We start from the raw sequence: 24995 nt of genomic DNA, 5'->3' as shown, positions 1-24995 counted from the left end.
GCCTTGTCGCCTTTGGGGCCGATCAAGTCAATCGGTCAAGTCCGGTCAAATCAGTCCTTGGGCCGCTTATCGTAGAGGCGTTTGGCCTTGCCCAGCGAGCGTTCCAGCGTGGCGGGCGCGACCACCTGCACTCTGGAGGTGATGCCGATGGTGTTCTTGATGTGCGTCGAAATCCGGTCGGCATGGTCGAGAAGACCGCGGCCGTCCCAGCTTTCGGATCGCGCCTCCGCGATGATGGTCAGCTCGTCCATACGGCCTTCGCGGGTCAGTTCCAGGATGAAGTGGCCGCCGCACCAATCGGTCGCGAGCAGCACCTCCTCGATCTGGGTCGGGAACAGGTTGACGCCGCGCAGGATGATCATGTCGTCCGAGCGGCCCGTCACCTTCTCCATCCGCCGCATGCCCGGCCGCGCCGTACCCGGCAGCAGCCGCGTCAGGTCGCGGGTGCGATATCGGATCACCGGAAAGGCTTCCTTGGTGAGCGAGGTGAAGACCAACTCGCCCTTTTCCCCGTCGGGCAGCACGGCACCGGTCTCGGGATCGATCACCTCGGGGTAGAAATGATCCTCCCAGATGTGCAAGCCATCCTTGGTCTCGATGCATTCCTGGGCGACGCCGGGGCCGATCACTTCGGACAGACCATAGATATCGGTCGCGTCCATGTCGAAGGCCTCTTCGATCTCACCGCGCATCGCATTGGTCCAGGGCTCGGCGCCGAAGATGCCGACCTTGAGCGAGCATTGGCGCGGGTCGAGCTTCTGACGCTTGAACTCGTCGAGGATCGCCAGCATGTAGCTCGGCGTCACCGTGATGATGTCGGGCCTGAAATCGTTAATGAGCTGCACCTGCCGCTCGGTCATGCCGCCGGAGATCGGCACCACGGTGCAGCCGAGTTTTTCGGCGCCGTAATGCACGCCAAGGCCGCCGGTGAAGAGGCCATAGCCGTAGGCGTTGTGGATGATCATGCCGGTGCGGCCGCCGGCGGCGCGGATCGAGCGCGCCATCACGTCCGACCAGGTGTCGATGTCTCCTTGCGTATACCCCACCACGATCGGCTTGCCGGTCGTGCCGGAGGACGCATGCACGCGCACCAGCTTTTCGCGCGGCACGGCGAACATGTTGAAGGGATAGTTGTCGCGTAGATCCGTTTTCACCGTGAACGGGAATTTCGCGAGATCGGAGAGCTCGCGAAAATCGGACGGATGCACGCCGGCCTCGTCGAAGGCCTTGCGATAATGCGCGACGTTGTCATAGGCGTGCTTCAGCGACCAGGTCAGCCGCTGCTTCTGCAGCGCCATGATCTCGTCGCGCGAGGCGCGCTCATGCGCATCCATCTCGGCGCTGTAGGCGCTGCCGCCTTCCTTGAGCCTCGTCAGAGCCATCCTCGTTTCCCATCATTGATTAGTTTTTTCTTGATTGATTATCGGTTCTGCGTCGGCAGCCACGTGCCGGGAATGACGCGCGAGTGTCCGCGGAATTCGGCGATGACGGTATCGCCTGCGGTAACTCGCACGTCATAGATGCCGGAGCGGCCGCCGCGGGTGACCTCGCACGCCTTCGCAACAAGGCGATCGCCGAGCCTGCCCGGCTTGATGAAGGTGATCTGCCCCTGCGCTGCGACCACGCGTTCGTTGTGCGAGTTGCAGGCAAAGGCGAAGGCGGAATCGGCGAGTGTGAAGATGAAGCCGCCATGGGCGATGCGCTGGCCGTTGACCATATCCGGCCGCACCGTCATCGCGAGCGTTGCATAGCCGGGGCCAATCTCCACGATCTCCATGCCGAGCCCTTTGGAGGCATCGTCCTCCGCCCACATCGCCTCAGCGCAGGCGCGGGCAACATCCTCGGGCGACAGGGCAGCTTTGACGTTCACGCGCTTCTCCCGGCCAGATGGTTTTCCATGATGTTCTGCTGGTTGGCCAAAACTGTCAAATAATGCGACGCATTTGCATCGCCGGCGTCTGAAGCACCTGCTCAGACATGGTCATAATCGACCACGACACGCTCCGACGACGGTTTCGCCTGGCAGGTCAGGACGAACCCGGCCTTCAACTCCCAGGGCTCCAGCGAATAGTTGATGTCCATCGGCGCCTCACCTTCGACCAGCTTGGCGCGGCAGGTCGAGCACATGCCGCCCTTGCAGGCGAAGGGCAGATCGACGCCGGCGCGTAGCGCCGCATCGAGGATCGCCTCGTCCTCGGCGACCGGAACGTCGCGGCGCTTGCCGTCGATGATCAGCGAGGCGATCGCCTTCGGCGGCGCGTCGGGCGCGACCACCTTCTTCGGCCGCGGCTTGCCGCCGAACTCGGAGACGAAGCGCTCGACGTGGATACGCTCTTCCGCGATGCCGAGCTCGCGGCAGGTGGTCTCGATGTCCTCGCTCATGCCGAGAGGGCCACAGATGTAGAGATGATCGACGCTAGCCGCCGGCACCAGCGAGCGCAGCAGCACCCTCACCTTGTCGCCGTCGAGCCGGCCATGCAGGATCGGGATGTCCTGCTCTTCGCCGGAGATAACGTGGAAGATGGAGAGGCGGTCGATGAAGCGATCCTTGAGCTCCTCGAGAGCCTCGAGAAACATGATGTTATCGGTCGTGCGGTTTCCGTAGAACAGGAAGAAGCGACTGCCTTGCTCACGCGCGAGCACGCCCTTCACGATCGACAGGATCGGCGTGATGCCGGAGCCCGCGGCAAAGCCGACATGGATGCGTGCAATATCCGCCGGCGGGACTGCACCGAAGCGCCCGGTCGGCGTCATCACGTCAAGCTCGTCGCCGCATTTGAGATCTTCGGCCGCCCAGTTCGAAAACGCGCCACCGTCGATCTTCTTCACGGCGATACGAATCTCGCCGTCATCAGGGCCGGAACAGATCGAATAGGAGCGGCGCACCTCCTCTCCGTCGAGCGTGGTGCGGAGCGTGAGGTACTGGCCGGGCGTGAAAGCGTAATCGCCGGCGAGATCGCCGGGGATGGCGAAGGTCATCGAGACGGCGTCGGACGCCTCGCGACGAAGGTCGCTGACGGCCAGGCGATGGAAGCGCGGTGCGGCTGCTGACATGATCAATGACACTTGAAATAGTCGAAGGGTTCGCGGCAGGACTTGCAGCGCCACAGCGCCTTGCAGGAGGTCGAGCCGAATTCAGACAGCAGCTCAGTGTTTTCCGAGCCGCATTGCGGGCAGCCCACCGCCTGTTCACCAAACAGCGCCCGGCGTGAGCTTGATGCCTGCGGCGGCGCGATGCCGTAGGCGCGCAGCTTTTGGCGGCCCTCCTCGCTCATCCAGTCGGTCGTCCAGGCCGGCGACAGCACGGTGCGGACTTTTGACCGGCGAAAACCGGCGCGCTCCAGCGCCAGCTCGATTTCCAGCGCGATCATGTTCATCGCCGGACAGCCGGAATAGGTCGGCGTGATCGCGACCTCGACGTGATCGCCGTCGAGGGAAACCTCGCGCAGCACGCCGAGATCGGCGATGGTCAGCACCGGAATTTCGGGATCGACCACGCTCGCCGCAGCGTCCCAGGCGCGCCGGCGCAGTTCGCTGTCATGATCGAGCAGGCTCACCATGTCAGGCCCGGAAAGGTGCGCTGCATCGATTGCAGCTCGGACAGGAGATGGCCGAGATGTTCGCTGTGCCGGCCCACGCGGCCGCCTTGCTGCATCCAGTCATTCTGCGGCAATACCAGCGTGGCTTCGCTGACGACATCGGAAAGCGTCTGCAACCAGCGACCACGCAAGGTGCCGGGATCGATCGCGATACCAGCATGGATCAGCGCGCGCTCGCCGTCGTCGACGGCAAACATCTCGCCGGTGAAGGCCCAGAGATGATCGATCGCGGCTTGCGCGCGGGCATGACTCTCATCGGTGCCGTCGCCGAGCCGGATGAGCCACTCCGAGGCGTGGCGCAAATGATAGGCGCTCTCCTTCTCCGACTTGGCGGCAATCGCTGCCAGTGTCGTGTCGCGCGAATTCATCATCGCGCGCCAGTAGAGGTCGGCGAACGCGGAATAGAAGAACTGCCGCACCAAAGTCTGGGAAAAATCGCCGTTGGGCTGCTCCACCAGCAGCAGATTGCGGTACTGCCTGACGTCGCGCAGATAAGCGAGCTTGTCCTCGTCGTTATCCCTGCCCTCGGCCTTGGCAGCGTAGGTGTAGAGTTCGCGCGCCTGACCGATCAGGTCGAGCGCGATGTTGGAGAGCGCCATATCCTCTTCCAGCATCGGCGCATGCCCGCACCATTCCGACAGCCTGTGGCCGAGGATCAGCGCATCGTCGGCGCGGCGCAGCGCGTAGAGCACCAGCGGCGTTTCGGAGACATCGATGTTGGCGACCGGCATCACATATGTCCCACTTCTTCCGGCACCTCGTAGAACGTCGGATGCCGGTAGATCTTCGATTCCGCCGGTTCGAACATCATGGCCTTCTCGGCGGGATCGCTCGCAGTGATCGCGGTCGACGGCACGACCCAGATCGACAGGCCCTCGCCGCGGCGGGTGTAGATGTCGCGGGCGGCTTGCAGCGCCATGGTGGCATCGCTCGCGTGCAGCGATCCCACATGCTTGTGCGCGAGCCCATTGCGGCTACGAATGAAGACTTCCCACAGCGGCGTGTTCGGAGTGGCCATGTTGATCTCCCTATTCCGCGGCTTGTGCGGTCTGGCGATGCGTGCGCTTGGCGGCGTAGGCGGCGGCGGCTTCGCGTACCCAGGCCCCCTCCGCATGCGCCTTGCGGCGCGCGGCCATGCGGTCGCGATTGCAGGGGCCGTTGCCGGCGAGCACCTGCTTGAACTCGGTCCAGTCGATCTCGCTGTAACGCCAGTGCCCGTCGGCATCCTGAATCATGCCGGGATCGGGGATGGTGAGGCCGAGATATTGCGCCTGCGGCACCGTGGCATCGACGAACTTCTGGCGCAGCTCGTCGTTGGAGAAACGCTTGATCTTCCACTTGGTCGAGGTGTCGCTATGCTGGCTCGTGCTATCTGGCGGGCCGAACATCATCAGCACCGGCCACCACCAGCGGTTCAGCGCATCCTGCGCCATCGCCTTCTGCTCGTCCGAGCCGCGGCACAGCGTCAGCATGATCTCGTAGCCCTGGCGCTGATGGAACGACTCCTCCTTGCAGACCCGGATCATCGCGCGCGCATAGGGGCCGTAGGAGCAGCGGCACAGCGGGATCTGGTTCATGATCGCGGCGCCGTCGACCAGCCAGCCGATGGTGCCGATATCAGCCCAGGTCAGCGTCGGATAGTTGAAGATCGAGGAGTACTTGGCTTTGCCCGCGAGCATGGCATCGACCAGCTCCTCGCGCGATGAGCCGAGCGTCTCGGCCGCAGCATAGAGATAGAGCCCGTGGCCGCACTCGTCCTGCACCTTGGCGAGCAGCGCGGCCTTGCGGCGCAGGGTCGGCGCACGGGTGATCCAGTTGCCCTCAGGCAGCATGCCGACGATTTCGGAATGGGCGTGCTGGGAAATCTGGCGTGTGAGCGTCTTGCGATAGGCCGCCGGCATCCAGTCGTTCGGCTCGATGCGCTCCTCGGCATCGACGCGGGCCTGGAACTGCGCAGCCTTGGCTGCGTCCTCAAGACCGCGGTCGTCGGTCTCGGCCGTATTCAGCGCCTGGGTATACATGCGCATCCTCCCGATTTATTGGGAGGCAATATATAACAAAAGTTACGTCATGCAAGATATTTCTGTAACATAAAACTCAGGCCTCGAACCTCCTTTCCAGAAGCTTCCGCGCCGGCGGCAATGGCCCTTTCTCGTTGGTTCCATGTCCATCAAGCCATTGTTCGGAGGAGGCAAGCAGCGCGCGATAGATTTCGCCGCACAGGTTCCGTGCCGCCCTGCCCGGCCAGTTGGTCGGCAGCAGGCTTTCGGGCAATAGCGGATCGCGCAGCACGACGCGGCGATAGTAGTGGATCAGGAGGATGCGCGCGGTAAACGCGTCGGCCTCGGACAAATCGGTGCCGCGGCCGATCGCGGCGCCCAGCGGCTCGAACGTCTTCATGAATTTCAGATAGGCATCCGCGGTGCGGTCCAGCGGCCAACTCGCACTGAGCAGGCGACGCCCGCTGTCATCCTCAGCCGAGACTTCGAGACGGATCGCGCCCCCGGCTTCATCCGGCACCGGCAGGCCCGACGGCGCGACCCAAACCCCCGGCAGCGGACTGCCGAAGCCGGCGTTACGGAGCGCTTCGCGCGAGACGTCGCGATCTCCGCCATTGCCGATCAGGAGCAGCTCGAAGCGTCCGGTCCAGTCGGATGGCGGCGGATCGTAGATGTGGCGTGTCGCGGCCTCGAAGGTCTGGCGGCCCTTCTCGGCAAGCCGATAGAAGCTGTTGCGGCCGACCTTTTCCCGCGTGAGCCAGCCATCGGCCGCAAGCCGCGACATCGTGGTGCGCACCACGCCGCTGTCGATGTCGAGACCGTCGAAGAATTCGAGCAGCGTGCCGAGCCACACCGAACCGCCGCGGGGCACGATGGCATCGCCGAACACGGTGATGACGATGGAACCGGTGCGCGACGGTTCACGCTTGAGCTGGTCGATGATGCGGGAGAGCGGATGCGCCATGTGCGAGGCATAGCGCGTTTGATGCGGGCGCGACAATGGACGGGTGCGACGCCTTCTCTTCTCCTTCCCCCGCTTGCGTGGCCGCGACGAGCTTCGCTCGCGCTGAGAAGGTCGGGATGAGGGGGAGGCTCCGCGGGGACGGAGGGAGACGGACTCGCGGCGTACTCACAGCGTCATGGCCGGCCTGTCCCGGCCATCCACGAGCCTTTCACGCAGTACAAGAACGTGGATGCCCGGGACAAGCCCGGGCATGACGGCCTCTGCTCAATGTTCAAATCCGATTGCCCTGCCGCACGCGGAAAGAGGCGAAGATCACCGATGCGGATCGGGATAGGCCAAGCTGCGCCAGCCGCTGCGGTCGAATGGCCGCCAGTGGCCTTCCTTTTGCGCGAGCCGGTCGGCCACGGCATAGACCGCGGCCGGGTGATGGCCCATGCCGCAATGGCTGCTCTCGATCTCGATGCTCTCGGTCTGCCCGCCCGACTTCTCCATGCAGCCCTGCCAGGCGCAGACGCCGTCAGTGCGGCTGAAGATGGCGGTGGTCGGCACCGGCGGTGGTGCCGCGAGATCGCCGCCGAACCGCGGATCGACCTCGTCCGACTTCCGACCGCTCGCCCATTCATAGACGCGCCAGGCATTGGTTGAACGGGGATCGCCGGCGAAGGGGCTGCCAAGCGTGATCACCTGCCGCACGCGCTCGGGCATCATCTTGGCGAGCTGCCGCGCATAGAGGCCGCCAAGGCTCCAACCGACCAGGCTGATCTTGCGGCCATGGGTTTCGCTGAGCTCCTCGACCAGATCGACCATGGCATGCTGCACGCCCTCGCGAAGGCCATAGTTGCGGCCCTGGCGCCAGCCGCTCACCGCATATCCCTTACTGGTCAGAAACGTGCGCAACGCACGCGTGGAAGCATCGGAGGCCACGAGGCCCGGCAGCACCAGCACCGGGTGCCCATCACCGCGCGGCGCAAGGCTCAGCAGCGGCAGTGCGCCGAGAAATGCGCCGAACTCGTGGATCGCGCGCCCTTCCATAAACATCAGAGTTCTCGACGGCGGACGCAGCGTCTGGGCAGTAGCGGTCATCAATGTTTCCCCTGAGAAGGCGCCGGGCGCGATACCGGCAAATGGGCATGAATTCCAATACGCCGGCTTCTTGATCGTTCCGCAGCGCAGCATGAATCAGCTAGGCGGCCGGTTCCGACATTCAAGCGGGAGAGTCGCGGGGCGACAATAGGCCCGCGCGTTAATGCTAACGTCCGTGGCGCAAAAGTCACAGCAATCGGAGCAGGAATTCTACGGAGTAGAGCGCGAGCCCGGCGAGCCCACCGATCAGCGAACCGTTGAAACGGATGTATTGCAGGTCGCGCCCGATGTTGATTTCGATCAGCGAAATCAACTGCGCCATATCCCATGCCTTGACCTGGTCGGAGATGAAGATGGAGACGCCGCTCTTCTGGTCGGCGACGAAGCTGCGCAGCACCGTCACCAGCCCCTTGTTGATCTCGTCGCGCAGCTCGGCATCGCCGGCGAGCGCATCGCCGGCGGAAACGAACATGCCGGCGAGATGATGCTGTAGCACCTGCGTCTCGCCGCTCGCGCTGCGTTCGATGAAGGAGCGTGTGTTGGCCCAGACGGTGCGTGCGAGATCGGCAAGCTCGGGCCGCGCGAGGAGGTCGCGCTTCAAGCCGGCGATGCGGTCGATATAGACCTGGTCAGTGCCGAGCCGGTCGACGAAGCTCAGCACCATGCGGTCGAACTCGCCGCGGAAGGGATGCTTGGGATCGCTGCGCACCTCGTTGAAGAAGGCGGTCGCGGACGCCACGATCTTGTTCACCAGAAACTTGTCGGCTCGGTAGAGCCGCAGCAGGGTCGGCAATTCCGCGCGCACCTTCTCGCGGATCATCCCCATCGTCTCTTTCTGGTTCAGCGTCTCGTGCATCACGCGCAGGAGATCGTCGAACAGGATCTGATGGCGCCCCTCCGCCACGAAACCGCGCAGCGTGCCGGCGGCGAGTGGCGCAAGGTCGATCGCCTGGAGCTGCGATGACATGCGGCGGATGATGAAGGTCATCAGACCCGAGCTCTCCGTCGCCGAGACGGCCTCCGGCAACAGGCGGAGCGCGAAGCGCGCGAGATCGTCGCTGCGCTTGCGGTCGCGCAGCCAGTCGGCGACGAAGGAGCCGAAATCGATCTCCTTCAGCTTGGCCTCGACCGGTCCCGCCTCGAGGAAATGCACCTGGATGAATTCGCCGAGCTTGTCGGCGATCCGGGCCTGGTTGCTCTGGATGATCGCGGTATGCGGGATCGGCAGGCCGAGCGGCCGCTTGAACAGCGCGACCACGGCATACCAGTCGGCGAGGCCGCCGATGGTCGCGGCTTCCGCGAAGGCGGCGATGAAGCCGAACACGGGATGCGCGTTCAGCAGCAACTTCGCGACGACGAACAGGGCAAGCGTCGAAGCCAGCACCAGCGTCGCCAGCGCTTTCACGCGGCGCAGCTCGGCCGCGCGTTCGGCATCGCCGGGAGTATCGAAGGAGAAGGCGGCGGGTGGGGTCATTGTAGATACTTAGCGTGTCGATCTCCGCGTGTCCCGGACGCGGTGCAGCGCAGAGCGATGCGCCGCAGAGCCGGGACCCAGCAAGCATCCGATGCAGGATGGCCCCCGGATCAGCAGTGCACCACACCCCTGGTCGATGCTTCGCATCGCCAGGGGCGGCTGCACTGCGTCCGGGGAACGCAAGAGGCAAAAACAAAGGCCCGCCGAAGCGGGCCTCAAATTGAGTTTTGACTCAGGGCGCCGGATCAGGCGGTCTTGTTGTAGACCTTGGCAAAATTGTCCTGAGCGGACTTCGCACCGTTGGCGGCGAGCTGGCCGAAATAGTCGGCGGTCGCCTTGGCGCGCGAGACGAACACTTCGCCGCGGGCGCGGAGCAGGCTCGACTGGATCTCGACGGCTTCGCTGACCGACTTGGCGGAAGCAAGCTTGTCGATGCTGGCGAAGAACGCCTGGGCGTCGTCATAGATCGCCTGCTGGATATTGCGGCTGATCTTGCCGGCCTCGGTGACGGACTCGGTCACCGCGTTCTCGACGGCGGCGGTCACGCGCTCGGAGCCAGCGAACACCTCTGCAGCACGGTCCTTGGCGGTGTTGGCGGTCTTCTTGACGAACTCGCGGGCGGCCTCGGGAACTTCCAGGTTCTGGATGTTCTTGAAAGCGTCCTTGAAGCCCTCGAAAGCGGTGTTGGTTTCAGTGGTCATGGGGTTCTCTCCATCCTCATTGGTTGAGCTATGGGCTCACCCCGTCCTCGATGGCCCGGGGCACGGCTTATATGGCATAGTTAATTGTGCGATGCAATATTATTATTGCACTGCGATATCACGAAACTGTGAACAGCCTTAACAGGAGGCATATGATGCCTCCCTGGCCAAGCAGGTTCCCGGAGAGCGGTCGGACCATCTCCCCAGTGCTGGAGACGGCGGTCCTAGTGCTGGACGGCGCCTGGGAGCCCGTAGGCCTCCATCTGGGCCTGGACCTGCGCGATGTTATGGCCGAGCACGACGATGTCGTGGGTCTTGCCGTCGACGTCCCGGACGTGATCTCGCAGCAACGCTTCGGCCTTGAAACCGAGGCTCTCGAACACGGCGATCGCGGCCTGCTGGTCGACCGTCATCTGAACCGAGAGTTTTTCCAGGCCCGCGCCGAGCGCGAGCGCGAAGGTCTCCTGCGACAGCGCCCGCCCTACCCCCTTCCCGCGCACATCGAGCGAGACGACCATGCGAATCTCGCCGACATGGGGCGACCAGGAGTGCGGATCGCGCACCAGCGTGCCGCAGCCGACGACCTTGCCTTCCCTGACCGCAAGCAGGCTCGTAATCGCGCCACGCTCGATCTCCTTGACCCAGGCCGACAGCACCTTCGGCTCGCTGATATTGCGCGGCAAAAACAACAAATCGTGGGTCGGCAGGCCCTTGCCGAAGGCGAGCACCGCGGCTTCATCCGCAGGCGACATCAAGCGAATCTCGATATCGCCGGCGTCGGTCTTGACGTGACGCGGATACGAACGCTGCTCGCTCATGTCGATCTCTTCCCTAGCCAGGAATCCAGTTTCGGCCATAGCCGCTTCACGGCGTTGGCTCCCGCGACGAGCGAGACGTGACCGCCCTTCAGCATCACCTCTTCCTTGTCCGCAGATCCGATCTTCGCGATCAGGTGCTTGGCGGCGTCATACGGCACGATGTGATCATGCTCGGCGACCGCATGCAGAATCGGCACCTTGATGTTGTCGAGCTTCGCAGGCCGGCCGCCGACCGACATGGTGTCGTTGAACAGCTTGTTGTCCCACATCAGGTCTTTGGTGATGGCGCGGAAATACTCGCCCGCCAGCGGCAGGGTGTCGGTCGCCCAACGGTCGAACATGCGGTAGGACTTGACGAACTCGTCGTTCCAGATGTTTTCCCAGAGCTGGATCTGGCTCACCGTGCGCGAGGCCGGACGCAGCATCTCGAACGAGGACAGGATCATCTCCGGCGGCACGTTGCCGACGCTGTCGACGAGGCGGTCGACGTCGAAATAGCGACGGTCGGAGAAATTCGAGAACAGCTTCATCTCGCGGAAGTCGATCGGCGTGGTGAAGCAGATCAAATTCTTCATCGGCCCATCCTTGTGGATCGCGCCGTAGAGCAGCGACAGCACACCGCCGAAGCAATAGCCGATCACGGAGACGTCCTGCTCGCCGGAATCAGCTTGCACCCGGCGAACACAGTCCGGAATGAAGTCGAGGACATAGTCCTCCATCCGCAGGCTCTTCTCCTCCGGCCGCGGCGCGCTCCAGTCGAGCATATAGACGTCGTAACCGCGCTTGAGCAGGAATTCGATAAAACTCTGGCCGGGGACGAGGTCGAGGATGTAGCCGCGGTTGGTGGTGGCCATCACGATCAGCACCGGCACGCGGTAGATCTCGTCCGACATGGGGCGATAATGATAGAGATTCATGGTGCCGCGCGAATGCAGCACGTCCTTGGGCGTCGATCCAAGTGATGGACCCGAGGTCGAGAAATATTCGACGCCCTTGATGCTGCGCTGGATGGCGCGCTGCACCTCGCTCTGGATGCGTTCCGGGATAGAAGCGAAATCAAGTCCGGGAGCTGCATTCATGCCTGCTCTCCGCCCTCAGACGGCGGGCGCTTGGTGCGCGGCGGCCGCAATGCGGAATCGCCCCCCTGAGACACGCCGGCACTTGCAGCCATCTGGTTCAGCAGCGACTTGATCTCACCGATCTGGATTTCGATAGCTTGCAGCCTTTCGGCAAGGCCTGTGACCTGCTCCCGACTCGGCAGGTTCATGGAGACCAGATACTTCTCCATGAGTTCGCCGAGCTGCTTCTGAGCACCTGCAGCAACTCCCCCCGCACGGTTCATCGCCTGCGAAAACTCGGGCGACGACATGGCCTGGTTGGCGAAGGAGTTGAACCCCTTCTCCATCTCACCAACCATCTTTTGCCACATGGCGACCGGGTCATTGGTCTTGTCGGTCATCGGTGTCCTCCAGATGTCGAGAGCTTCGATGCTCTTCTTTTTCGCCATACCACACCGTTGCGCCGTGCCGGTCAACCGGCAAGCAGCGGCTCGGTGCCGCGCGCGGCTTTCATTGCAACGGGAAACCGTGCGATACAGCATCAGTCAAACGCTTGAGGGAACGCGCCCGTGAACGCCCATCAGCCGCCCCAGACAGTCCGCGCCAATGGCATCGAGATCTGCTACGAGATTTTTGGCAACGACAATGCCGAGCCGCTGCTGCTGATCATGGGATTAGGCGCCCAGATGATCCACTGGGACGATGCGTTCTGCGAGCAGCTTGCCGCACGCGGCTTCCGCGTGATCCGCTTCGACAATCGCGACATCGGCAAGTCGAGCCATCTGACGGGCGGCAAGCGGTTGACCCCGCTCGAGCTGCTTAAGCTGCGATTCTTCAGGATTCCCGTCGCGGCAACCTACAGGCTGATCGACATGGCCAAGGATACGATCGGGCTGATGGATGCGCTCGGCATCAAATCGGCGCATCTTGTCGGTGCCTCCATGGGCGGCATGATCGCGCAGGAGGTCACGCTGTCGTTCCCGCAGCGCGTGCGCTCGCTGACCTCGATCATGTCGACGACGGGCAGTCCGCGCGTGCCGCCGCCGACGCGCGAGGCGGCCGCAATGCTGATGGCGCCGCCGCCGCGCAGCAAGGAGGAGTTCATCGTCCGCTACGGCCAGACCTGGAAGGTGTTGCGCGCCGGGCATTTTCCGGAGGAGGAAGCGCTCGACCCGGAACGCGCCGAGCGCGTGTTCGCGCGCGGGCTCAATCCGGCCGGCGTCGGCCGCCAGCTCCGCGCGGTGCTCGCGTCCGGCAGCCGCAAGGAGCGGCTGCATGCCGTGCAGACGCCGACGCTCGTGATCCACGGTACCGTCGATCCCTTGGTGCGGCCTGAGGGCGGCAAGGACACGGCGGCGTCAATCCCGAACGCAAGATTGTTGATGATCGACGGTATGGGCCATGCACTGCCGATGCGGTTCTGGCCTGAGATCATCGGCGCCATCGACAAGCACGCGCATGGCGCGGCGGCGCAGGCAGCTTAACAGTTCTTCGCCATCCAGATCACATGGCGCGCACCGCCGCCCCTGCCGGTCGCGCGGACATTGACCTCGTTGACGTCGAAACCGGCGCTGCGAAGTCGCTTGGTGAAGGCCGGGTTGGGTCCCGACGACCAGACCGCGAGCATGCCGCCCGGCCGCAGCGCCGTCTTCGCCGCCTTCAGCCCGCTCGAACTATAGAGCGCATCATTGCCCTTGCGGGTCAGTCCCTCCGGCCCGTTGTCGACGTCGAGGAGAATGGCGTCGAAAGCCGACCGCTGCGCCCGGATGATTTCGCCGACATCGGTTTCCCGGATGCTCACCCGGGCATCATCGAGGCTCTCGCCGAACACTTCCGCCATCGGGCCCCGCGCCCAGACGACGACCGCCGGCACCAGCTCGGAGACCACGATCTTCGCCTTGGCGCCAAGCACCGCCAACGCCGCACGCAGCGTAAAGCCCATTCCGAGGCCACCGATCAGGACGACGGGCTTGGACACCTTCTCGATCTGCTTCGCTGCGAGCGTTGCGAGCGCGGCTTCCGAGCCCGACAGGCGGTTGTTCATCAGCTCGTTGGTGCCGAGCTTGATGGAGAACTCCTTGCCTCGCCGCATCAGGCGAAGCTCTTCGTCGGAGCCGGGGATTTTGGCGGTGTCGATTTTTTCCCAGGGAATCATGAGGGACGTTTAGCATGATCGGGATTCGCAGGGTGGGTTAGCCGAAGGCGTAACCCACCTCTTTACTTTCCACGGGATCAGAAGCGGTGGATTACGCCGGCGGACTGCGCTGCGCGCAGCCGCGGGCTAATCCACCCTACGATCTCTGCCTACCCTCCCGCCCAGACGTCCAGCACATAGCGGTTCTTCGTCCCCATCTCCTCGATCCAGCGCGCACTGACGGCGGCGTCGCTGCCGCTCTTCTCGCGGTGGATCGCGACCAGTGCCGCTTTCACGTCCGGCTCCATCTTGCCGCCGTCGCCGCAGACATAGACGATCGCGCCCTGCTCGATCAGCGGCCAGACCTTGTCCTTCTGCGCGGCGAGCAGGTGCTGCACATAGATCTTCGGACCGTCCGCGCGCGAAAACGCAGTGAAGAGTTCCGTGATGCCGCTCGCCGCCAACGCCTTCAGCTCGTCCGCGTAGAGAAAATCCTGGTCGGGATGGCGGCAGCCGAAAAACAGCATCGCGGGTCCGAGGCTGGCGCCCTTCGCCTTGCGTGCGGCCCGTTCCTGAAGGAAGCCGCGGAACGGCGCAAGGCCCGTGCCGGGGCCGATCATGATGATAGGCACCAAGGGATCGTCGGGAAGCCGGAAGCCGGCCTTGGTCTCGCGTACGGTGGCGTAGATCGCATCGCCCGCGCGACGGTTGGCGAGATAGTTCGAACAGATGCCCTTGTAGGTGCCGCGGCCGGAGGCGGCCGGCCCTTCGACCACGCCGACCGTGACACTGCAGCGCGCCGGGTCGACCGACGGCGAGGACGAGATTGAGTAATAGCGCGGCGCCAGCAACGAGAGCATTTCGAGATAGACATGGAACGGCAACTCGCAGGCCGGATATTCGAGCAGAAGATCGAACACCGATTTGCGCCTGGCCAGGATCTCGCCCCGGTAACGCTCGAGCGGCTCAGCTTCCTCGCCGACGAAAGCCAGCAGCTTCGGCTTGGTGACCGGACAGCGGGTGTGCTCGGCCATGATCTGGATCTGCTTGCGCGTCGCCACCTGCTGCAGCTCGACGAACTCGCTGAGCAGGCGGCCGACGGACACGGCATCCCCCACCGGCAATTGCGCGCGGCGGCCCTCGGCGACCTGCAGCCTGATCTGGTCGGCGGGCAGGAAGCCGAAGCGGCGCGCGACCGAATCCACCAGCGTGGGATCGTTGCGTGGCACGACACTCAAATGATCGCCGACGCGGTAGCTGGCGTTGGACGGCAGTTGCACCTCGATGTGGCGCGTCGAACGCTCGGAGGGATTGGACCCGCCCTTGTTCTGAAGCTCGTCATTGACCAGCACTTTCATCGCCACCGCGCCGCCCTGGGCCACGATGGTGTTGACGGCGCTCACCGCCACCGGCTCGATCGCATAGAGCGGATCGTCCTCGGCGGTGCGGGTGAAGTTCCAGTCGATGCCGAATTCCTTGGTCGCGACCTGTGCCGCCGCCGGAAACCATTTCTGGAACTGGCCGTCGAGATCGCTGCGCGCATCGCCCTCGCCGCGCGGATAGACCGCGCGCGCGCCATGCGCCGACAATTGCTCGTCGATCAGACGCGGCACCGATTGATAGGTCGCGGCCCAGTCGCTGTTGCCGCAGCCGAACACGGCGTAGCGCACGCCGGCAAAGGCATCCTTCGGCAGGTCGCCGCCGAGCCATTTGACGAACTGCGTCGCGTTATCAGGCGGCGCGCCGTTATAGGAGGCGCAGATGATCAGAACGCCGCCCTCCTGCGGCAGCTTGCCGACGTAATCGTCGAGCGGGCCGAGATGCACGGCAAAGCCATTGATCTCGGCGAGATCAGCCATGCGCGTCGCCAGCTCCTCGGCGGTGCCGAGATTGGAGCCGTAAAGCACCAGCATCGGCGTGTTGTGGCCGGGCCGGGCGGTCGGCTGGCGCGGCGCCTTCGGCGCCGAAGTAGCGGCCGCGACTGGCCCGCCATAGGCGCCACGCTCGCGATCGACGCGCGGGCGCACCTTGATCTTGAAGCCTTCCGGCTTCATCGTCAGGGTTTCCTTCAGATGCATCTGGTAGCGCTGGTGGTCGATCAGCTTGAAGCGCTGCAGGATCATGCCGAGCGCGAGCGCGGCCTCGTGCATGGCAAAGCCGCGGCCAATGCAGGCGCGCTGGCCGTTGCCGAACGGCTTCCAGGCATTGACCGGCCGCTTGGCTTCCGCCTCGCGGCTGAAATTATCGGGATCGAACGCATCCGGATTCGGTCCCCAGACGCTGGGATCGCGATGCAGCGCGGTTACCAGAATGGTGGTGAAGGTGCCCTTGCGAAGCTTGTACTTGCCGCCGCCGAGCGTCTCGTCCTTGAGCGGCGAGATGCCATAGGCCGGCGCCGGCGGCCACAGCCGCAGCGCCTCTTTCAGGATCTGCGTGATGTAGGTGAGCTGCGTCACCTGCTGGTAGGTCGGCTTCGCGTTGACGTCGGGGCCGAAGACGCGGTCGACCTCGTCATAGGCCTTCTTGAGGATGTCCGGATGCTTGAGCAGCGCATAGAGCGTGTAGGACAACAGGCCGCTGGTGGTCTCGTGGCCGGCGATCAGGAACGTGTTGATCTGGTAGCGGATGTTGACGTCGTCGAGCTGCTCGCCGGTCGAACGATCGACGCCGGTCATCATCGCGGCGAGCATGTCCTTCTTGTCGTCGATCCCCTCCGCGCTCTTGCGGCGCTCGGCAATGATCTCGTCGACCATCTTGTTCATGAAGGCGACGTCTTCGGCGAGCGTCTTGCGCCGCTTCTGCATCCAGATCTGCTCGAACGGCAGGCCGCGTGTCATCATGATGGTTTCGAGCGAGCGCACCAGCGACTCGACGAAGGGATGGTAGTCGCGCCGGTAGAACGAATTGAAGCGATACTCGAAACCGCACAGGCCGATCGTATCCAGCGTCAGCGCCGTCATGTCGTGGACGACGTCGATCTCGTCGTCGGCGTTCAGCCGCTCCCATTTCTGGACGAGCTGCTCGGCGATATCGACCATGCTCGGATGGTAGGACTGCATGGCCCGGTTGCCGAACGGCTGGAGCAGGATGTTGTGCGCCTTGCTCCAATTCGGCTCTTTGGTGTCCGCCGTGAACAGCCCGTCGCCGCCAACCGCGCGTACGCGCCGCAGCGCACCGCGCACGGTCTTGTCGAAGCGCTTCTCATCAGACAGTTCATCGACGAGATCGTGGCCCGAGACGACCACGATCGGCGAGCCCATCATGTCGAGCCAAAAGATCGGACCGAGCTCCTTGGCGAGCCGCGTCAAATGCTGCACGGGGGCGGCCGAGTCCAGCGAAAGCATGTTGCCGACCACCGGCTTGGTCGGCGGATGCGGGATCGGGTCCAGACGGTTCTTGGATGACATTGACGTGCGTTTCCCCTGCCTTGCGTCATTCCGGGATGGTCCGAAGGACCAGACCCGGAATCTCGAGATCCCGGGTTCGACGCTACGCATCGCCCCAGGATGACGACTGCGTCGTCACCCAAACCGCCTTCTACGCCATTCGATCAGCTTGGCGCTGACCTCCTCCGGCTTCTCCTGCTGCGTCCAATGGCCACTGTCGCGGACCAGATATTTTTCGAGATCGGGGATCAGCTTGTCCATGCCATCGGCGGAAGACGGCGGCAACACCGCGTCGTTCTCGGCCATGATCATCAACGACGGCACCCGCACCGTATGATCGAGCCCTTCGGCGCGCGTCCAGTTGCGCGACATGTTGCGGTACCAGTTGATGCCTCCGGTAAAGCCGGTTCTGGTGAAATTGTCGACGAACACCTTCTTCTCTTCCGGCGACAGGATCGGCGTACGCGGATCATGCTTTGCGTCATAGCTGGCGATCATCTGCGGAAACGCCAGATTGACCCGCGGAGAAGCGCCGACGCCGGCAACCACCTCCTCTGCCGGCGCGTCGGCCGGGCGCGGCGCCGGCTTGCGCATGAACGCGTCAAAAGTCTGTTCGACGCGACTTCCGAAAATCCTGTCGGGCTCACGCGCCGGGTCCTGGAACTGCACGATGTACATCTTGTCGCCGAAGCGGGCGCGTAGGAGCTCGATCGGATCGGCCCAGGCACGGTTGGTATGCGGCGTGTTGATGCCGACCACGCCCGCCACCCGGTCGATGTGCCGCAACGGCATCTGCCAGACGATGAAGCCGCCCCAGTCGTGACCGACGAAGACCGCCTTGTCGATCTGCAAATGGTCGAGCAGCCCGACGAGATCACCGGTCAGGTGCTCGATGTCGTAATCCTCGACCGCCTCGGGCCGGTCGGTCGCGCCATAGCCGCGTTGGTCGGGCGCGATCACGCGGATGCCGGCCTCGCTCAGCGCTTTGATCTGGTGGCGCCAGGAGAAGGCCAGCTCGGGCCAGCCATGGCACAGCACGATCGGCGGCGTGTCCGTGATCGGGCCCGCCTCGTAATATCCCATGCGGATTCCGTTCGTGTGCACGAACTTGAGCTGTGGCATTTCAATCATCGAACCATTCCTATTCCGCAGCGCCCTTGATGTCGGTCGCCGGCGGCGCGTAGGCCGCCTCCAGCGCGGCGAACTCCTCCGGCAGCATGTCGCACATCACCTGCACATGTGGAATGATGTTGGCGCCGACGATGAAGCCGAAATCGAGCTGGTCGCGATAGCTCTGCACGGTAATGTTGAGCGCCTGCCCGTGCGTCGAGATCGACACCGGGAAGATGTGCAATAGCTCCGCGCCGGCAGCGTAAAGCGTCTGCCGCGGCCCCGGCACGTTGGACACGGTGATGTTGGCGGCTGGCGGCAGCACGTCCGACAGGTTCGAGCGGCTGTAGAGCAACGCCAGGATCTGCACCATGATCGGCGCGCCCAGCATCGAGATGTTGGAGACCTGGGGCATCAGCGCGCGCAAGGGGTGCGACATCTCCTTGGACTTGGTCGATTGCGCGATGATGGCTTCGAGCCGCGCCTTGGGATCGTCGATGTTGGTCGCGATCGCGCAGATCATGCCGAACACCTGGTTGTTGGCCTCGGTGTTGCCCTCCTCGCGCAGCGAGATCGGTACCGCCGCGGTCAGCGATTTCGCCGGCAGCGTGCTGTACTCCTTCAGGTAACGCCGGACCACGCCGGAGGCGAGCGCCAGCACGACGTCGTTTAGCTTGCCGCCGGCCTGCTTGGCCAGCGCCTTCGCGCGAGACAGCGGGATCGACACACCGGCGAAGCTTCGCTCCGACGAGATGGTCTTGTTCAGCATGGTCGGCGGCGACACCATGCTGGCAAGGCTCTCGCGCGATTTGGGATCGGCGACCTTGCCGAGCACATCGGAGACGCTCTTGACCATGGTCGGGATATTGCCCGCGAAGCGCACCGCGCTCTCGATCTGGTACATCGCGTTGTCGAACAGGATCGAGCCGATGTCGCTCTTGCCGGTGCGCGGCAATTGCAGGTTCTGAGCGGCCTTGCCGGCGTCGAGCGGCTGGTTGAAAAGCTGCTGGTAGGAATCCAGCAGGTTCGCCGCGATGTCGCGCGGCTCCTGTCCGGGCTTGCTGCCAGCCGCCGGCGGATCGACCTTCCGCGGGATCGGCGAGATGTCGTAGATCATGTTGGTCAGAGCCGCACCAGCACCGCCGTCGATGGCGGCATGGTGCATCTTGGAATAAAGCCCGACCTCGTTGTCCTTCATGCCCTCGAACACGTAGAACTCCCAGAGCGGACGAGCCCGGTTCAGGAGCTTGGCATGCATCCAGCCGACGATGCGCTCCAGCGTGGCGCGGTCACGCGGCTGCGGCAGGCTGGCACGGAAGATGTGACGGTCGATGTCGAACTGATCGTCCTCGACCCAGGAGGGATGATCGATGTCGAGCGGCGCCTTCTCCAGCCGCGCCTTCAGGATCGGCGCGATATGCAGGCGCGAGACGATCATCGCCTTGAAGTCTTCGAAGAAGTCGCCCTTGTAATCGTCGGGCAGGCGAAAGATCGCCATGCTCCCGACATGCATCGGCATCTCCGGCGTTTCCAGATAGAGAAACGACGCGTCCAGCGACGACAGCTTTTTACCGTCAGCCATAATTCCCTCCCGCAACAATTTGACGGGCGCCTTCTGGCGCTTCTCGTCAGGCCGATATTGCCTGTTCCGGCGGGGCATATGCAATGGCAAACGGCCCGGCCCGGTCAAATGGCGAGAATTCCCCTTCCGGTTGCGCCAGCCGGTCCGCCACGGCCCATAGCGCCGCGGGGTTCACCCCGAGCCCGATATGGCTCGCCAGGAGCACTTCGATGTTCTCGGCACGATCGGAGGGACGGAGCAGGCAGGTCCGCCAGTTCACGACCCCGTCGGCTCGCGAATAGATCGACGTCGCCGGCACCGGCAGATCGCCGGCGATCGCCTCGCGCGCCTCAGCAAGATCCTCGACCCGTTCGCCGGACAGCGCCTCGTAGAGCCGCGTCGCGTTGGTCGCCCGCACGTCATTGGCAAACGGGCTGCCGAGCGTGATGACATAGCGAACCATGTCGGGCGCCTGGAGCGCGAGATCGCGGGCATAGACGCCGCCAAGGCTCCATCCGACCAGGCTGACCTTGCGTCCGCTCGCAGCATGGATTTCGGCAAGACGGGCGCGCAGCGACTCCCGCATCCGCCCGAGGCCGCCGAGATTACGGCCCATCCGCCAAGCCTGTGCCTCATAGCCGAGCTCGCTGAGATAGCGCCGCATCGGGGCCATCGAGAGGTCGCTGGCGAGAAAGCCCGGCAGCGCCAGCACCGGATGGCCATCGCCCCTCGGCGCTCGCATCAGGATCGGCGACAGCAACAGGCTTGCATTGAACTCGAACAGGCCGCGCGCTTCTGCAAGCAGCAGGGCGAGACCCGGCGGACGAAGCCCGCCCGGGGCCTGCCGCCCGTCTGGCCCGGACGGCATTATTTCTTCTTGTCGCTGCTGCGCGTGCCGCCGAGGCCCGCCATCGTGACGAACATGTCCTGAAACCGCTCCGCGATCTTGGGATCGAAGGTGAACCAGCTCTGGATCAGCGATTCCGGCGAGACCTTCTCGATGTTGCTGAGCACCTGCTGCTGCAGCTTGTCCATCACCGCCGTCTGCATCGGTCCCACGTCAGGCAAACCGAAGAACTGGCGGGCCTCGAGGGGGGTGCAGTCGATTTCGATATTAACTTTCATGTCCCCTCCGGATGAGATTCGAGCGGCCTGCCGGCAGTATCGCCGCGAGTTGTGGTGCGACGCAAGCGACCTGATGCAGGCGCGACATGCCCCGTCCCGCAATCCGCCGATATAGTCAACCAAAGTCGAAAGACGCGGTCCTCCATGCCGGACGGCACGGTCAGCATTGCTGCACAGCGGTGCAACTTGGCGCGTTCCTTGCTGGAATGGCGCTTGCACCGGTCGAGAACTCTGGGCAACATGGATCAATCAGCCCTGCCGAACAATCAAAAATCATCGGCACGGCAGAGTGGAGAGGGTCAAGAATGTCAGTCGGTCGAAGTCTGTTTGCGGCGACGCTCGCCGGTGCGCTTGCGTTGACGGTCGCGCCTGCGTCGAGCCAGACGCTGCGTTATGCCAACCAGGGTGACCTGAAATCCCTCGATCCCTATACGCTCAACGAAAGCACCACCCACGCCCATCTCGGTCACGTCTATCAAGGCCTCACCGCACGCGACAAGGACCTCAAGATCATTCCGGCGTTGGCGGAAAGCTGGGAAACTCCGGAGCCGACCCGCTGGCGCTTCCATTTGCGCAAGGGCGTGAAATTCCACAACGGCGACCCCTTCACCGCCGACGACGTCGTGTTCTCCGCCGATCGCGTCCGCAAGAAAGGGTCCAATATGCAGACCCGCCTTGCGCCCGACGTCAAGGTCGTCAAGGTCGACGACTACACCGTCGACTTCATCCTGCCTTCGCCCAATCCCATCCTGCATAACTCGTGGGATGTCTGGTACATTATGGACAAGAAATGGGCCGAGGAGAACAACGTCGTCGATCCGACGCCGGTGGCGGCGCCCACGCCGAGCTATGCCTCGCTCCACGAGAACGGCACCGGTCCGTTCACCATCGAAAGCCATCAGCCCGGCGTGAAGACGGTTTTCAAGGCCAATCCCAATTACTGGGGCAAGGTCGAGGGTAACCTGAAGGAGATCGTCTTCACCCCGATCGCTTCGGACGCAACCCGCGTCGCTGCGCTGCTCTCGGGCGAAGTCGACGTCATCGAGCCGGTGCCGATCCAGGACATCTCCCGCGTCGATTCCAGCCCCAACGCCCAGGTGCTGAAGGGGCCGGAGCTGCGCACCATCTTCATCGGCTTCGATCAGATGCGCGACGAGCTGCTCTACTCCAACATCAAGGGCAAGAACCCGTTCAAGGACGTCCGCGTCCGCGAAGCCTTCTACAAGGCGATCGACATCGAGCTGATCAAGAAGCGCGTGATGCGCGAGCTGTCGACGCCATCGGCGCTGATGATCGCTCCGGAGCTGTTCGTGCTGTCCAAGGAGTTCACGCGGCCGAAATTCGACCCCGATGGAGCCAAGAAGCTCCTGACCGAAGCCGGCTATCCCGATGGCTTCGAAGTCACGATGGATTGTCCGAACGACCGTTACGTCAACGACGCCGCGATCTGCCAGGCCGTCGTCGGCATGCTTGCCCGCATCGGCGTCAAGATCAACCTGCTGGCGCAGCCGAAAGCGCAGTACTTCGCCAAGGTGTTGAAGCAGGGCGGCTACCAGACCTCGTTCTACCTCCTGGGCTGGACGCCGAGCACGATGGACTCCCACAACGTGCTCTATGACATCATGGGCTGCCGCGACGACGCGAAATCCTCACGCGGCGAGGCCAATCTCGGCGGCTACTGCAACAAGGAGTTCGACGCCATCACCGACAAGGTGCTGGTCGAAACCGATACTGCCAAGCGCAACCAGCTGATCAAGCAGGCCTACGAAATAGGCAACAAGGACTGGTCCTACATCCCGCTGCACCAGCAGGCGCTGGCCTGGGGCGTGTCGAAGAAGGTCAACCTGCCGCAGCGCGCCGACAATCTGGTCATGTTCCATTGGGCGACCAAGAAGGAATAGCACCAGTTGAACACGAGGTCCCGGCGGCGTCAGGCATCCGGGACCTTTCCTTTTCCGGCTGACAAAGACGTCGACCGCACGCACACCCAAGGATAGTGGAAGGCATGCTCGCTTTCACTCTTCGCCGCGCCGTTCAGGCCATCGGCGTCATGTTCGCCGTCGGCATCATCGCCTTCTCGATGTTCCGTTTCGCCGGCGACCCCGTCAATCAGATCGTCTCGATCGACACATCGGCGGCCGAACGCGAAGCCGTGCGCAAGTCGCTCGGCCTCGACGATCCCGTGCCGGTGCAGTTCGTGCGTTATTTCGCCGACGCCGCGCAATTCAAGTTCGGCGTCTCCTACCAGTTCCGCCAGCCGGTCTCGACCCTGCTGATGGAACGTATGCCGGCCACGCTGGAACTTGCGATCTGCGCCACCGTGTTTGCAATGGTGTTCGGCATTCTGATGGGCGTCTATTCGGCGCTGAGGCGCGACACCGTGCTCGCCAAATTATTCCAGGCGGTTTCGCTGATCGGCATCTCATTGCCGACTTTCCTGATCGGCATTCTCCTGATCTATCTGTTCGCGGTGACATTGGGCTGGCTGCCCTCGTTCGGCCGCGGCGAGGTGGTCAAGCTCGGCTGGTGGAGCACGGGCCTGCTCACGCTGTCGGGACTGAAGGCATTGATCATGCCCTCGATCACGCTCGGCCTGTTCCAGATGACCCTGATCATGCGACTGGTGCGGGCGGAGATGCTGGAAGTGCTGCGAACCGACTATATTCGTTTCGCCCGCGCCCGCGGGCTGACCACCCGCGCCATTCATTTCGGCCACGCGCTGAAGAACACGCTCATTCCCGTCATCACCGTGGCCGGCCTTCAGTTTGGCTCGGTTATTGCATTTTCGATCATCACCGAAACCGTGTTCCAATGGCCGGGCATGGGACTGCTGTTCGTGCAGGCCGTGCAAAACGTCGATATCCCGATCATGGCGGCCTATCTGCTGATGGTCTCGCTGATCTTCGTCACCATCAACCTAGTGGTCGACATTCTCTACACCGTAGTCGATCCGCGCCTGCGCGCGACCGTCGGCCGCGCTACATAAGGCCCCTGCATGTCCGACGCCGTCGCCTCCAATTCCGACAAGCAGAGCGCGCCGCCCGCGCATGCCGGTCGCAGCTGGCTCAGCCGCGCCCTCGACAGCGACATCTTCTACTCGTTCCGCCGTTCCAAGCTGACCATGGTGGCGGCGGCCATTACCGTGCTGCTCTTCCTGCTCGCGATCTTTGCATCGGCGCTCGCGGTGCAGAACCCGTTCGATCCGGCGCAGCTCCAGTTGATGAACTCGCGCATCTCGCCGCTCTGGACCGCCGACGGCCAAAGCCCGTTCCTGCTCGGCACCGACGAGCAGGGCCGCGACGTGTTCTCCGCCATCCTCTACGGGATGCGCATCTCGCTCGCCGTCGGCGTGGCCGGCGTGATCTTCGCCGGCGCGCTCGGTATCGCGCTCGGCCTGATCGCCGGCTATTTCGGCGGCGCGGTCGATGGCGTGATCATGCGGATCGCCGACGTGCAACTGACCTTTCCCGCCATTCTGATCGCGCTGCTGGTCAATGGCATTGCGAAATCGATCCTCGGCAACCGTCTGGATGCCACCAGCATGCTGGTGGTGCTGGTGATCTCGATCGGCCTCAGTTTCTGGGTCGGGTATGCAAGGACGGTGCGCGGCTCCGTGATGGTCGAGAAGAACAAGGACTACGTGGCCGCCGCGCAGCTGATCGGCCTGCCCGCGCCAAAGATCATGCTGCGGCACGTGCTGCCGAACACGATGGGCCCGATCCTGGTCATCGCCACCATCAACCTCGCACTGGCCATCATCACCGAGGCAACGCTGTCCTTCCTCGGCGTCGGCCTGCCCGACACCATGCCCTCGCTCGGCACGCTGATCCGCATCGGCAACAATTATCTGTTCGCGGGCGAATGGTGGATTGTCGCTTTCCCCGGCCTCGCGCTGGCCGGCTTGATCCTGTCGATCAACCTGCTCGGCGACTGGCTACGCGACGCGCTCAACCCGAAGCTCCGATGAGCAAAACTTCGATAA

24 protein-coding genes are annotated in these 24995 nt (G+C 63.7%); 4 read left to right on the top strand and 20 right to left on the bottom strand.

The genetic code is table 11. The features are described from left to right. Positions 1-50: 50 nt before the first annotated feature. From paaK to XH81_RS06220, 14 genes are all read right to left on the bottom strand, one after another. Positions 51-1382 carry a phenylacetate--CoA ligase PaaK gene (gene paaK / locus XH81_RS06285; RefSeq protein ID WP_028143415.1) on the bottom strand — a complete coding sequence of 444 codons (1332 nt, stop codon included), beginning with the start codon at positions 1380-1382 and terminating at the stop codon, positions 51-53. 38 nt (positions 1383-1420) lie between these two features. Then, positions 1421-1870 carry a hydroxyphenylacetyl-CoA thioesterase PaaI gene (gene paaI, locus XH81_RS06280; protein WP_028143416.1) on the bottom strand — a complete coding sequence of 150 codons (450 nt, stop codon included), beginning with the start codon at positions 1868-1870 and terminating at the stop codon, positions 1421-1423. 101 nt (positions 1871-1971) lie between these two features. After that, on the bottom strand, positions 1972-3054 hold the full coding sequence (paaE, locus tag XH81_RS06275) for a 1,2-phenylacetyl-CoA epoxidase subunit PaaE (protein WP_028143417.1): 1083 nt from the start codon (positions 3052-3054) through the stop codon (positions 1972-1974). 2 nt (positions 3055-3056) lie between these two features. Further along, positions 3057-3560 carry a 1,2-phenylacetyl-CoA epoxidase subunit PaaD gene (gene paaD / locus XH81_RS06270; protein WP_028143418.1) on the bottom strand — a complete coding sequence of 168 codons (504 nt, stop codon included), beginning with the start codon at positions 3558-3560 and terminating at the stop codon, positions 3057-3059. Next, complete coding sequence (gene paaC / locus XH81_RS06265; protein ID WP_028143419.1) at positions 3554-4330, bottom strand: 1,2-phenylacetyl-CoA epoxidase subunit PaaC; 777 nt, start codon at positions 4328-4330, stop codon at positions 3554-3556. Before paaC ends, paaD begins: the two co-directional genes overlap by 7 nt. Next, positions 4330-4617: a 1,2-phenylacetyl-CoA epoxidase subunit PaaB gene (gene paaB, locus XH81_RS06260; protein WP_028143420.1), complete on the bottom strand. Its 288-nt coding sequence runs from the start codon at positions 4615-4617 to the stop codon at positions 4330-4332. Before paaB ends, paaC begins: the two co-directional genes overlap by 1 nt. A gap of 10 nt (positions 4618-4627) precedes the next feature. Beyond that, positions 4628-5620, bottom strand: a complete 993-nt coding sequence (gene paaA / locus XH81_RS06255; RefSeq protein WP_028143421.1) for a 1,2-phenylacetyl-CoA epoxidase subunit PaaA — start codon at positions 5618-5620, stop codon at positions 4628-4630. A 76-nt stretch (positions 5621-5696) separates the two neighbouring features. Next, positions 5697-6563: a phenylacetic acid degradation operon negative regulatory protein PaaX gene (gene paaX / locus XH81_RS06250; RefSeq protein ID WP_028143422.1), complete on the bottom strand. Its 867-nt coding sequence runs from the start codon at positions 6561-6563 to the stop codon at positions 5697-5699. A 312-nt stretch (positions 6564-6875) separates the two neighbouring features. Then, positions 6876-7646: an esterase/lipase family protein gene (locus tag XH81_RS06245; protein WP_028143423.1), complete on the bottom strand. Its 771-nt coding sequence runs from the start codon at positions 7644-7646 to the stop codon at positions 6876-6878. Positions 7647-7833: 187 nt separating this feature from the next. After that, complete coding sequence (locus XH81_RS06240; RefSeq protein WP_028143424.1) at positions 7834-9120, bottom strand: DUF445 domain-containing protein; 1287 nt, start codon at positions 9118-9120, stop codon at positions 7834-7836. A gap of 245 nt (positions 9121-9365) precedes the next feature. Next, complete coding sequence (locus XH81_RS06235) at positions 9366-9821, bottom strand: phasin (protein WP_028143425.1); 456 nt, start codon at positions 9819-9821, stop codon at positions 9366-9368. 224 nt (positions 9822-10045) lie between these two features. Beyond that, positions 10046-10639, bottom strand: a complete 594-nt coding sequence (locus XH81_RS06230; protein ID WP_028143426.1) for a GNAT family N-acetyltransferase — start codon at positions 10637-10639, stop codon at positions 10046-10048. After that, entirely contained in the window at positions 10636-11718 is a 1083-nt protein-coding gene (locus tag XH81_RS06225; RefSeq protein ID WP_028143427.1) for a PHA/PHB synthase family protein, read from the bottom strand. The genes XH81_RS06230 and XH81_RS06225 overlap by 4 nt, the downstream gene beginning before the upstream one ends. Then, the gene (locus tag XH81_RS06220; RefSeq protein ID WP_028143428.1) at positions 11715-12098 is read right to left on the bottom strand and encodes a hypothetical protein; all 384 of its coding nucleotides are present in this window, start codon (positions 12096-12098) and stop codon (positions 11715-11717) included. The genes XH81_RS06225 and XH81_RS06220 overlap by 4 nt, the downstream gene beginning before the upstream one ends. Positions 12099-12266: 168 nt before the next feature. Here XH81_RS06220 and XH81_RS06215 point away from each other — a divergent pair, with 168 nt between their 5' ends. Then, on the top strand, positions 12267-13181 hold the full coding sequence (locus XH81_RS06215; protein ID WP_028143429.1) for an alpha/beta fold hydrolase: 915 nt from the start codon (positions 12267-12269) through the stop codon (positions 13179-13181). On the opposite strand, the gene XH81_RS06210 is transcribed toward XH81_RS06215, so the two are convergent. The 6 genes from XH81_RS06210 to XH81_RS06185 all read right to left on the bottom strand — a co-directional run bounded on the left by XH81_RS06210 (position 13178) and on the right by XH81_RS06185 (position 21013). Continuing rightward, positions 13178-13852 carry a spermidine synthase gene (locus tag XH81_RS06210; RefSeq protein WP_028143430.1) on the bottom strand — a complete coding sequence of 225 codons (675 nt, stop codon included), beginning with the start codon at positions 13850-13852 and terminating at the stop codon, positions 13178-13180. The two genes, XH81_RS06215 and XH81_RS06210, sit on opposite strands and share 4 nt — an antisense overlap. A gap of 149 nt (positions 13853-14001) precedes the next feature. Then, a complete protein-coding gene (locus tag XH81_RS06205; RefSeq protein WP_028143431.1) occupies positions 14002-17238 on the bottom strand; it encodes a bifunctional cytochrome P450/NADPH--P450 reductase in 3237 nt (1078 codons plus the stop codon). A gap of 114 nt (positions 17239-17352) precedes the next feature. Continuing rightward, a complete protein-coding gene (locus XH81_RS06200) occupies positions 17353-18348 on the bottom strand; it encodes an alpha/beta fold hydrolase (RefSeq protein WP_028143432.1) in 996 nt (331 codons plus the stop codon). A 10-nt stretch (positions 18349-18358) separates the two neighbouring features. Continuing rightward, positions 18359-19909 carry a WS/DGAT/MGAT family O-acyltransferase gene (locus XH81_RS06195; protein WP_028143433.1) on the bottom strand — a complete coding sequence of 517 codons (1551 nt, stop codon included), beginning with the start codon at positions 19907-19909 and terminating at the stop codon, positions 18359-18361. Between the two features lie 46 nt (positions 19910-19955). Beyond that, positions 19956-20756, bottom strand: coding sequence for an esterase/lipase family protein (locus XH81_RS06190; protein ID WP_028143434.1), 801 nt, complete (start codon positions 20754-20756; stop codon positions 19956-19958). Continuing rightward, on the bottom strand, positions 20756-21013 hold the full coding sequence (locus XH81_RS06185; RefSeq protein ID WP_028135213.1) for a DUF6489 family protein: 258 nt from the start codon (positions 21011-21013) through the stop codon (positions 20756-20758). The genes XH81_RS06190 and XH81_RS06185 overlap by 1 nt, the downstream gene beginning before the upstream one ends. 305 nt (positions 21014-21318) lie before the next feature. On the opposite strand from XH81_RS06185, the gene XH81_RS06180 reads away from it, so the two are divergent. From XH81_RS06180 to XH81_RS06170, 3 genes are all read left to right on the top strand, one after another. Further along, the gene (locus XH81_RS06180) at positions 21319-22914 is read left to right on the top strand and encodes an ABC transporter substrate-binding protein (RefSeq protein WP_028143435.1); all 1596 of its coding nucleotides are present in this window, start codon (positions 21319-21321) and stop codon (positions 22912-22914) included. A 104-nt stretch (positions 22915-23018) separates the two neighbouring features. Then, entirely contained in the window at positions 23019-23999 is a 981-nt protein-coding gene (locus XH81_RS06175; RefSeq protein ID WP_026201522.1) for an ABC transporter permease, read from the top strand. A 9-nt stretch (positions 24000-24008) separates the two neighbouring features. Then, complete coding sequence (locus tag XH81_RS06170) at positions 24009-24980, top strand: ABC transporter permease (RefSeq protein ID WP_028143436.1); 972 nt, start codon at positions 24009-24011, stop codon at positions 24978-24980. Positions 24981-24995: the final 15 nt, after the last annotated feature.

Origin of the sequence: Bradyrhizobium sp. CCBAU 25360 (genome assembly GCF_028128695.1) — a bacterium.
GTDB lineage: Bacteria > Pseudomonadota > Alphaproteobacteria > Rhizobiales > Xanthobacteraceae > Bradyrhizobium > Bradyrhizobium ottawaense.
This window is presented reverse-complemented; position numbering and strand designations above follow the sequence as displayed.

Excerpts from the sequence above, each read along its gene's own strand:
- XH81_RS06185 (WP_028135213.1), bottom strand. The coding sequence starts at position 21,013 with ATGAAAGTTAATATCGAAATCGACTGCACCCCCCTCGAGGCCCGCCAG.
- paaB (WP_028143420.1), bottom strand. The coding sequence starts at position 4,617 with ATGGCCACTCCGAACACGCCGCTGTGGGAAGTCTTCATTCGTAGCCGC.
- XH81_RS06200 (WP_028143432.1), bottom strand. The coding sequence starts at position 18,348 with ATGATTGAAATGCCACAGCTCAAGTTCGTGCACACGAACGGAATCCGC.
- XH81_RS06195 (WP_028143433.1), bottom strand. The coding sequence starts at position 19,909 with ATGGCTGACGGTAAAAAGCTGTCGTCGCTGGACGCGTCGTTTCTCTAT.
- paaA (WP_028143421.1), bottom strand. The coding sequence starts at position 5,620 with ATGTATACCCAGGCGCTGAATACGGCCGAGACCGACGACCGCGGTCTT.
- paaE (WP_028143417.1), bottom strand. The coding sequence starts at position 3,054 with ATGTCAGCAGCCGCACCGCGCTTCCATCGCCTGGCCGTCAGCGACCTT.
- paaD (WP_028143418.1), bottom strand. The coding sequence starts at position 3,560 with ATGGTGAGCCTGCTCGATCATGACAGCGAACTGCGCCGGCGCGCCTGG.
- XH81_RS06170 (WP_028143436.1), top strand. The coding sequence starts at position 24,009 with ATGTCCGACGCCGTCGCCTCCAATTCCGACAAGCAGAGCGCGCCGCCC.
- XH81_RS06235 (WP_028143425.1), bottom strand. The coding sequence starts at position 9,821 with ATGACCACTGAAACCAACACCGCTTTCGAGGGCTTCAAGGACGCTTTC.
- XH81_RS06210 (WP_028143430.1), bottom strand. The coding sequence starts at position 13,852 with ATGATTCCCTGGGAAAAAATCGACACCGCCAAAATCCCCGGCTCCGAC.
- XH81_RS06190 (WP_028143434.1), bottom strand. The coding sequence starts at position 20,756 with ATGCCGTCCGGGCCAGACGGGCGGCAGGCCCCGGGCGGGCTTCGTCCG.
- XH81_RS06245 (WP_028143423.1), bottom strand. The coding sequence starts at position 7,646 with ATGACCGCTACTGCCCAGACGCTGCGTCCGCCGTCGAGAACTCTGATG.
- paaX (WP_028143422.1), bottom strand. The coding sequence starts at position 6,563 with ATGGCGCATCCGCTCTCCCGCATCATCGACCAGCTCAAGCGTGAACCG.
- XH81_RS06180 (WP_028143435.1), top strand. The coding sequence starts at position 21,319 with ATGTCAGTCGGTCGAAGTCTGTTTGCGGCGACGCTCGCCGGTGCGCTT.
- paaK (WP_028143415.1), bottom strand. The coding sequence starts at position 1,382 with ATGGCTCTGACGAGGCTCAAGGAAGGCGGCAGCGCCTACAGCGCCGAG.
- XH81_RS06220 (WP_028143428.1), bottom strand. The coding sequence starts at position 12,098 with ATGACCGACAAGACCAATGACCCGGTCGCCATGTGGCAAAAGATGGTT.
- XH81_RS06225 (WP_028143427.1), bottom strand. The coding sequence starts at position 11,718 with ATGAATGCAGCTCCCGGACTTGATTTCGCTTCTATCCCGGAACGCATC.
- paaC (WP_028143419.1), bottom strand. The coding sequence starts at position 4,330 with ATGCCGGTCGCCAACATCGATGTCTCCGAAACGCCGCTGGTGCTCTAC.
- XH81_RS06175 (WP_026201522.1), top strand. The coding sequence starts at position 23,019 with ATGCTCGCTTTCACTCTTCGCCGCGCCGTTCAGGCCATCGGCGTCATG.
- XH81_RS06240 (WP_028143424.1), bottom strand. The coding sequence starts at position 9,120 with ATGACCCCACCCGCCGCCTTCTCCTTCGATACTCCCGGCGATGCCGAA.
- XH81_RS06205 (WP_028143431.1), bottom strand. The coding sequence starts at position 17,238 with ATGTCATCCAAGAACCGTCTGGACCCGATCCCGCATCCGCCGACCAAG.
- XH81_RS06230 (WP_028143426.1), bottom strand. The coding sequence starts at position 10,639 with ATGAGCGAGCAGCGTTCGTATCCGCGTCACGTCAAGACCGACGCCGGC.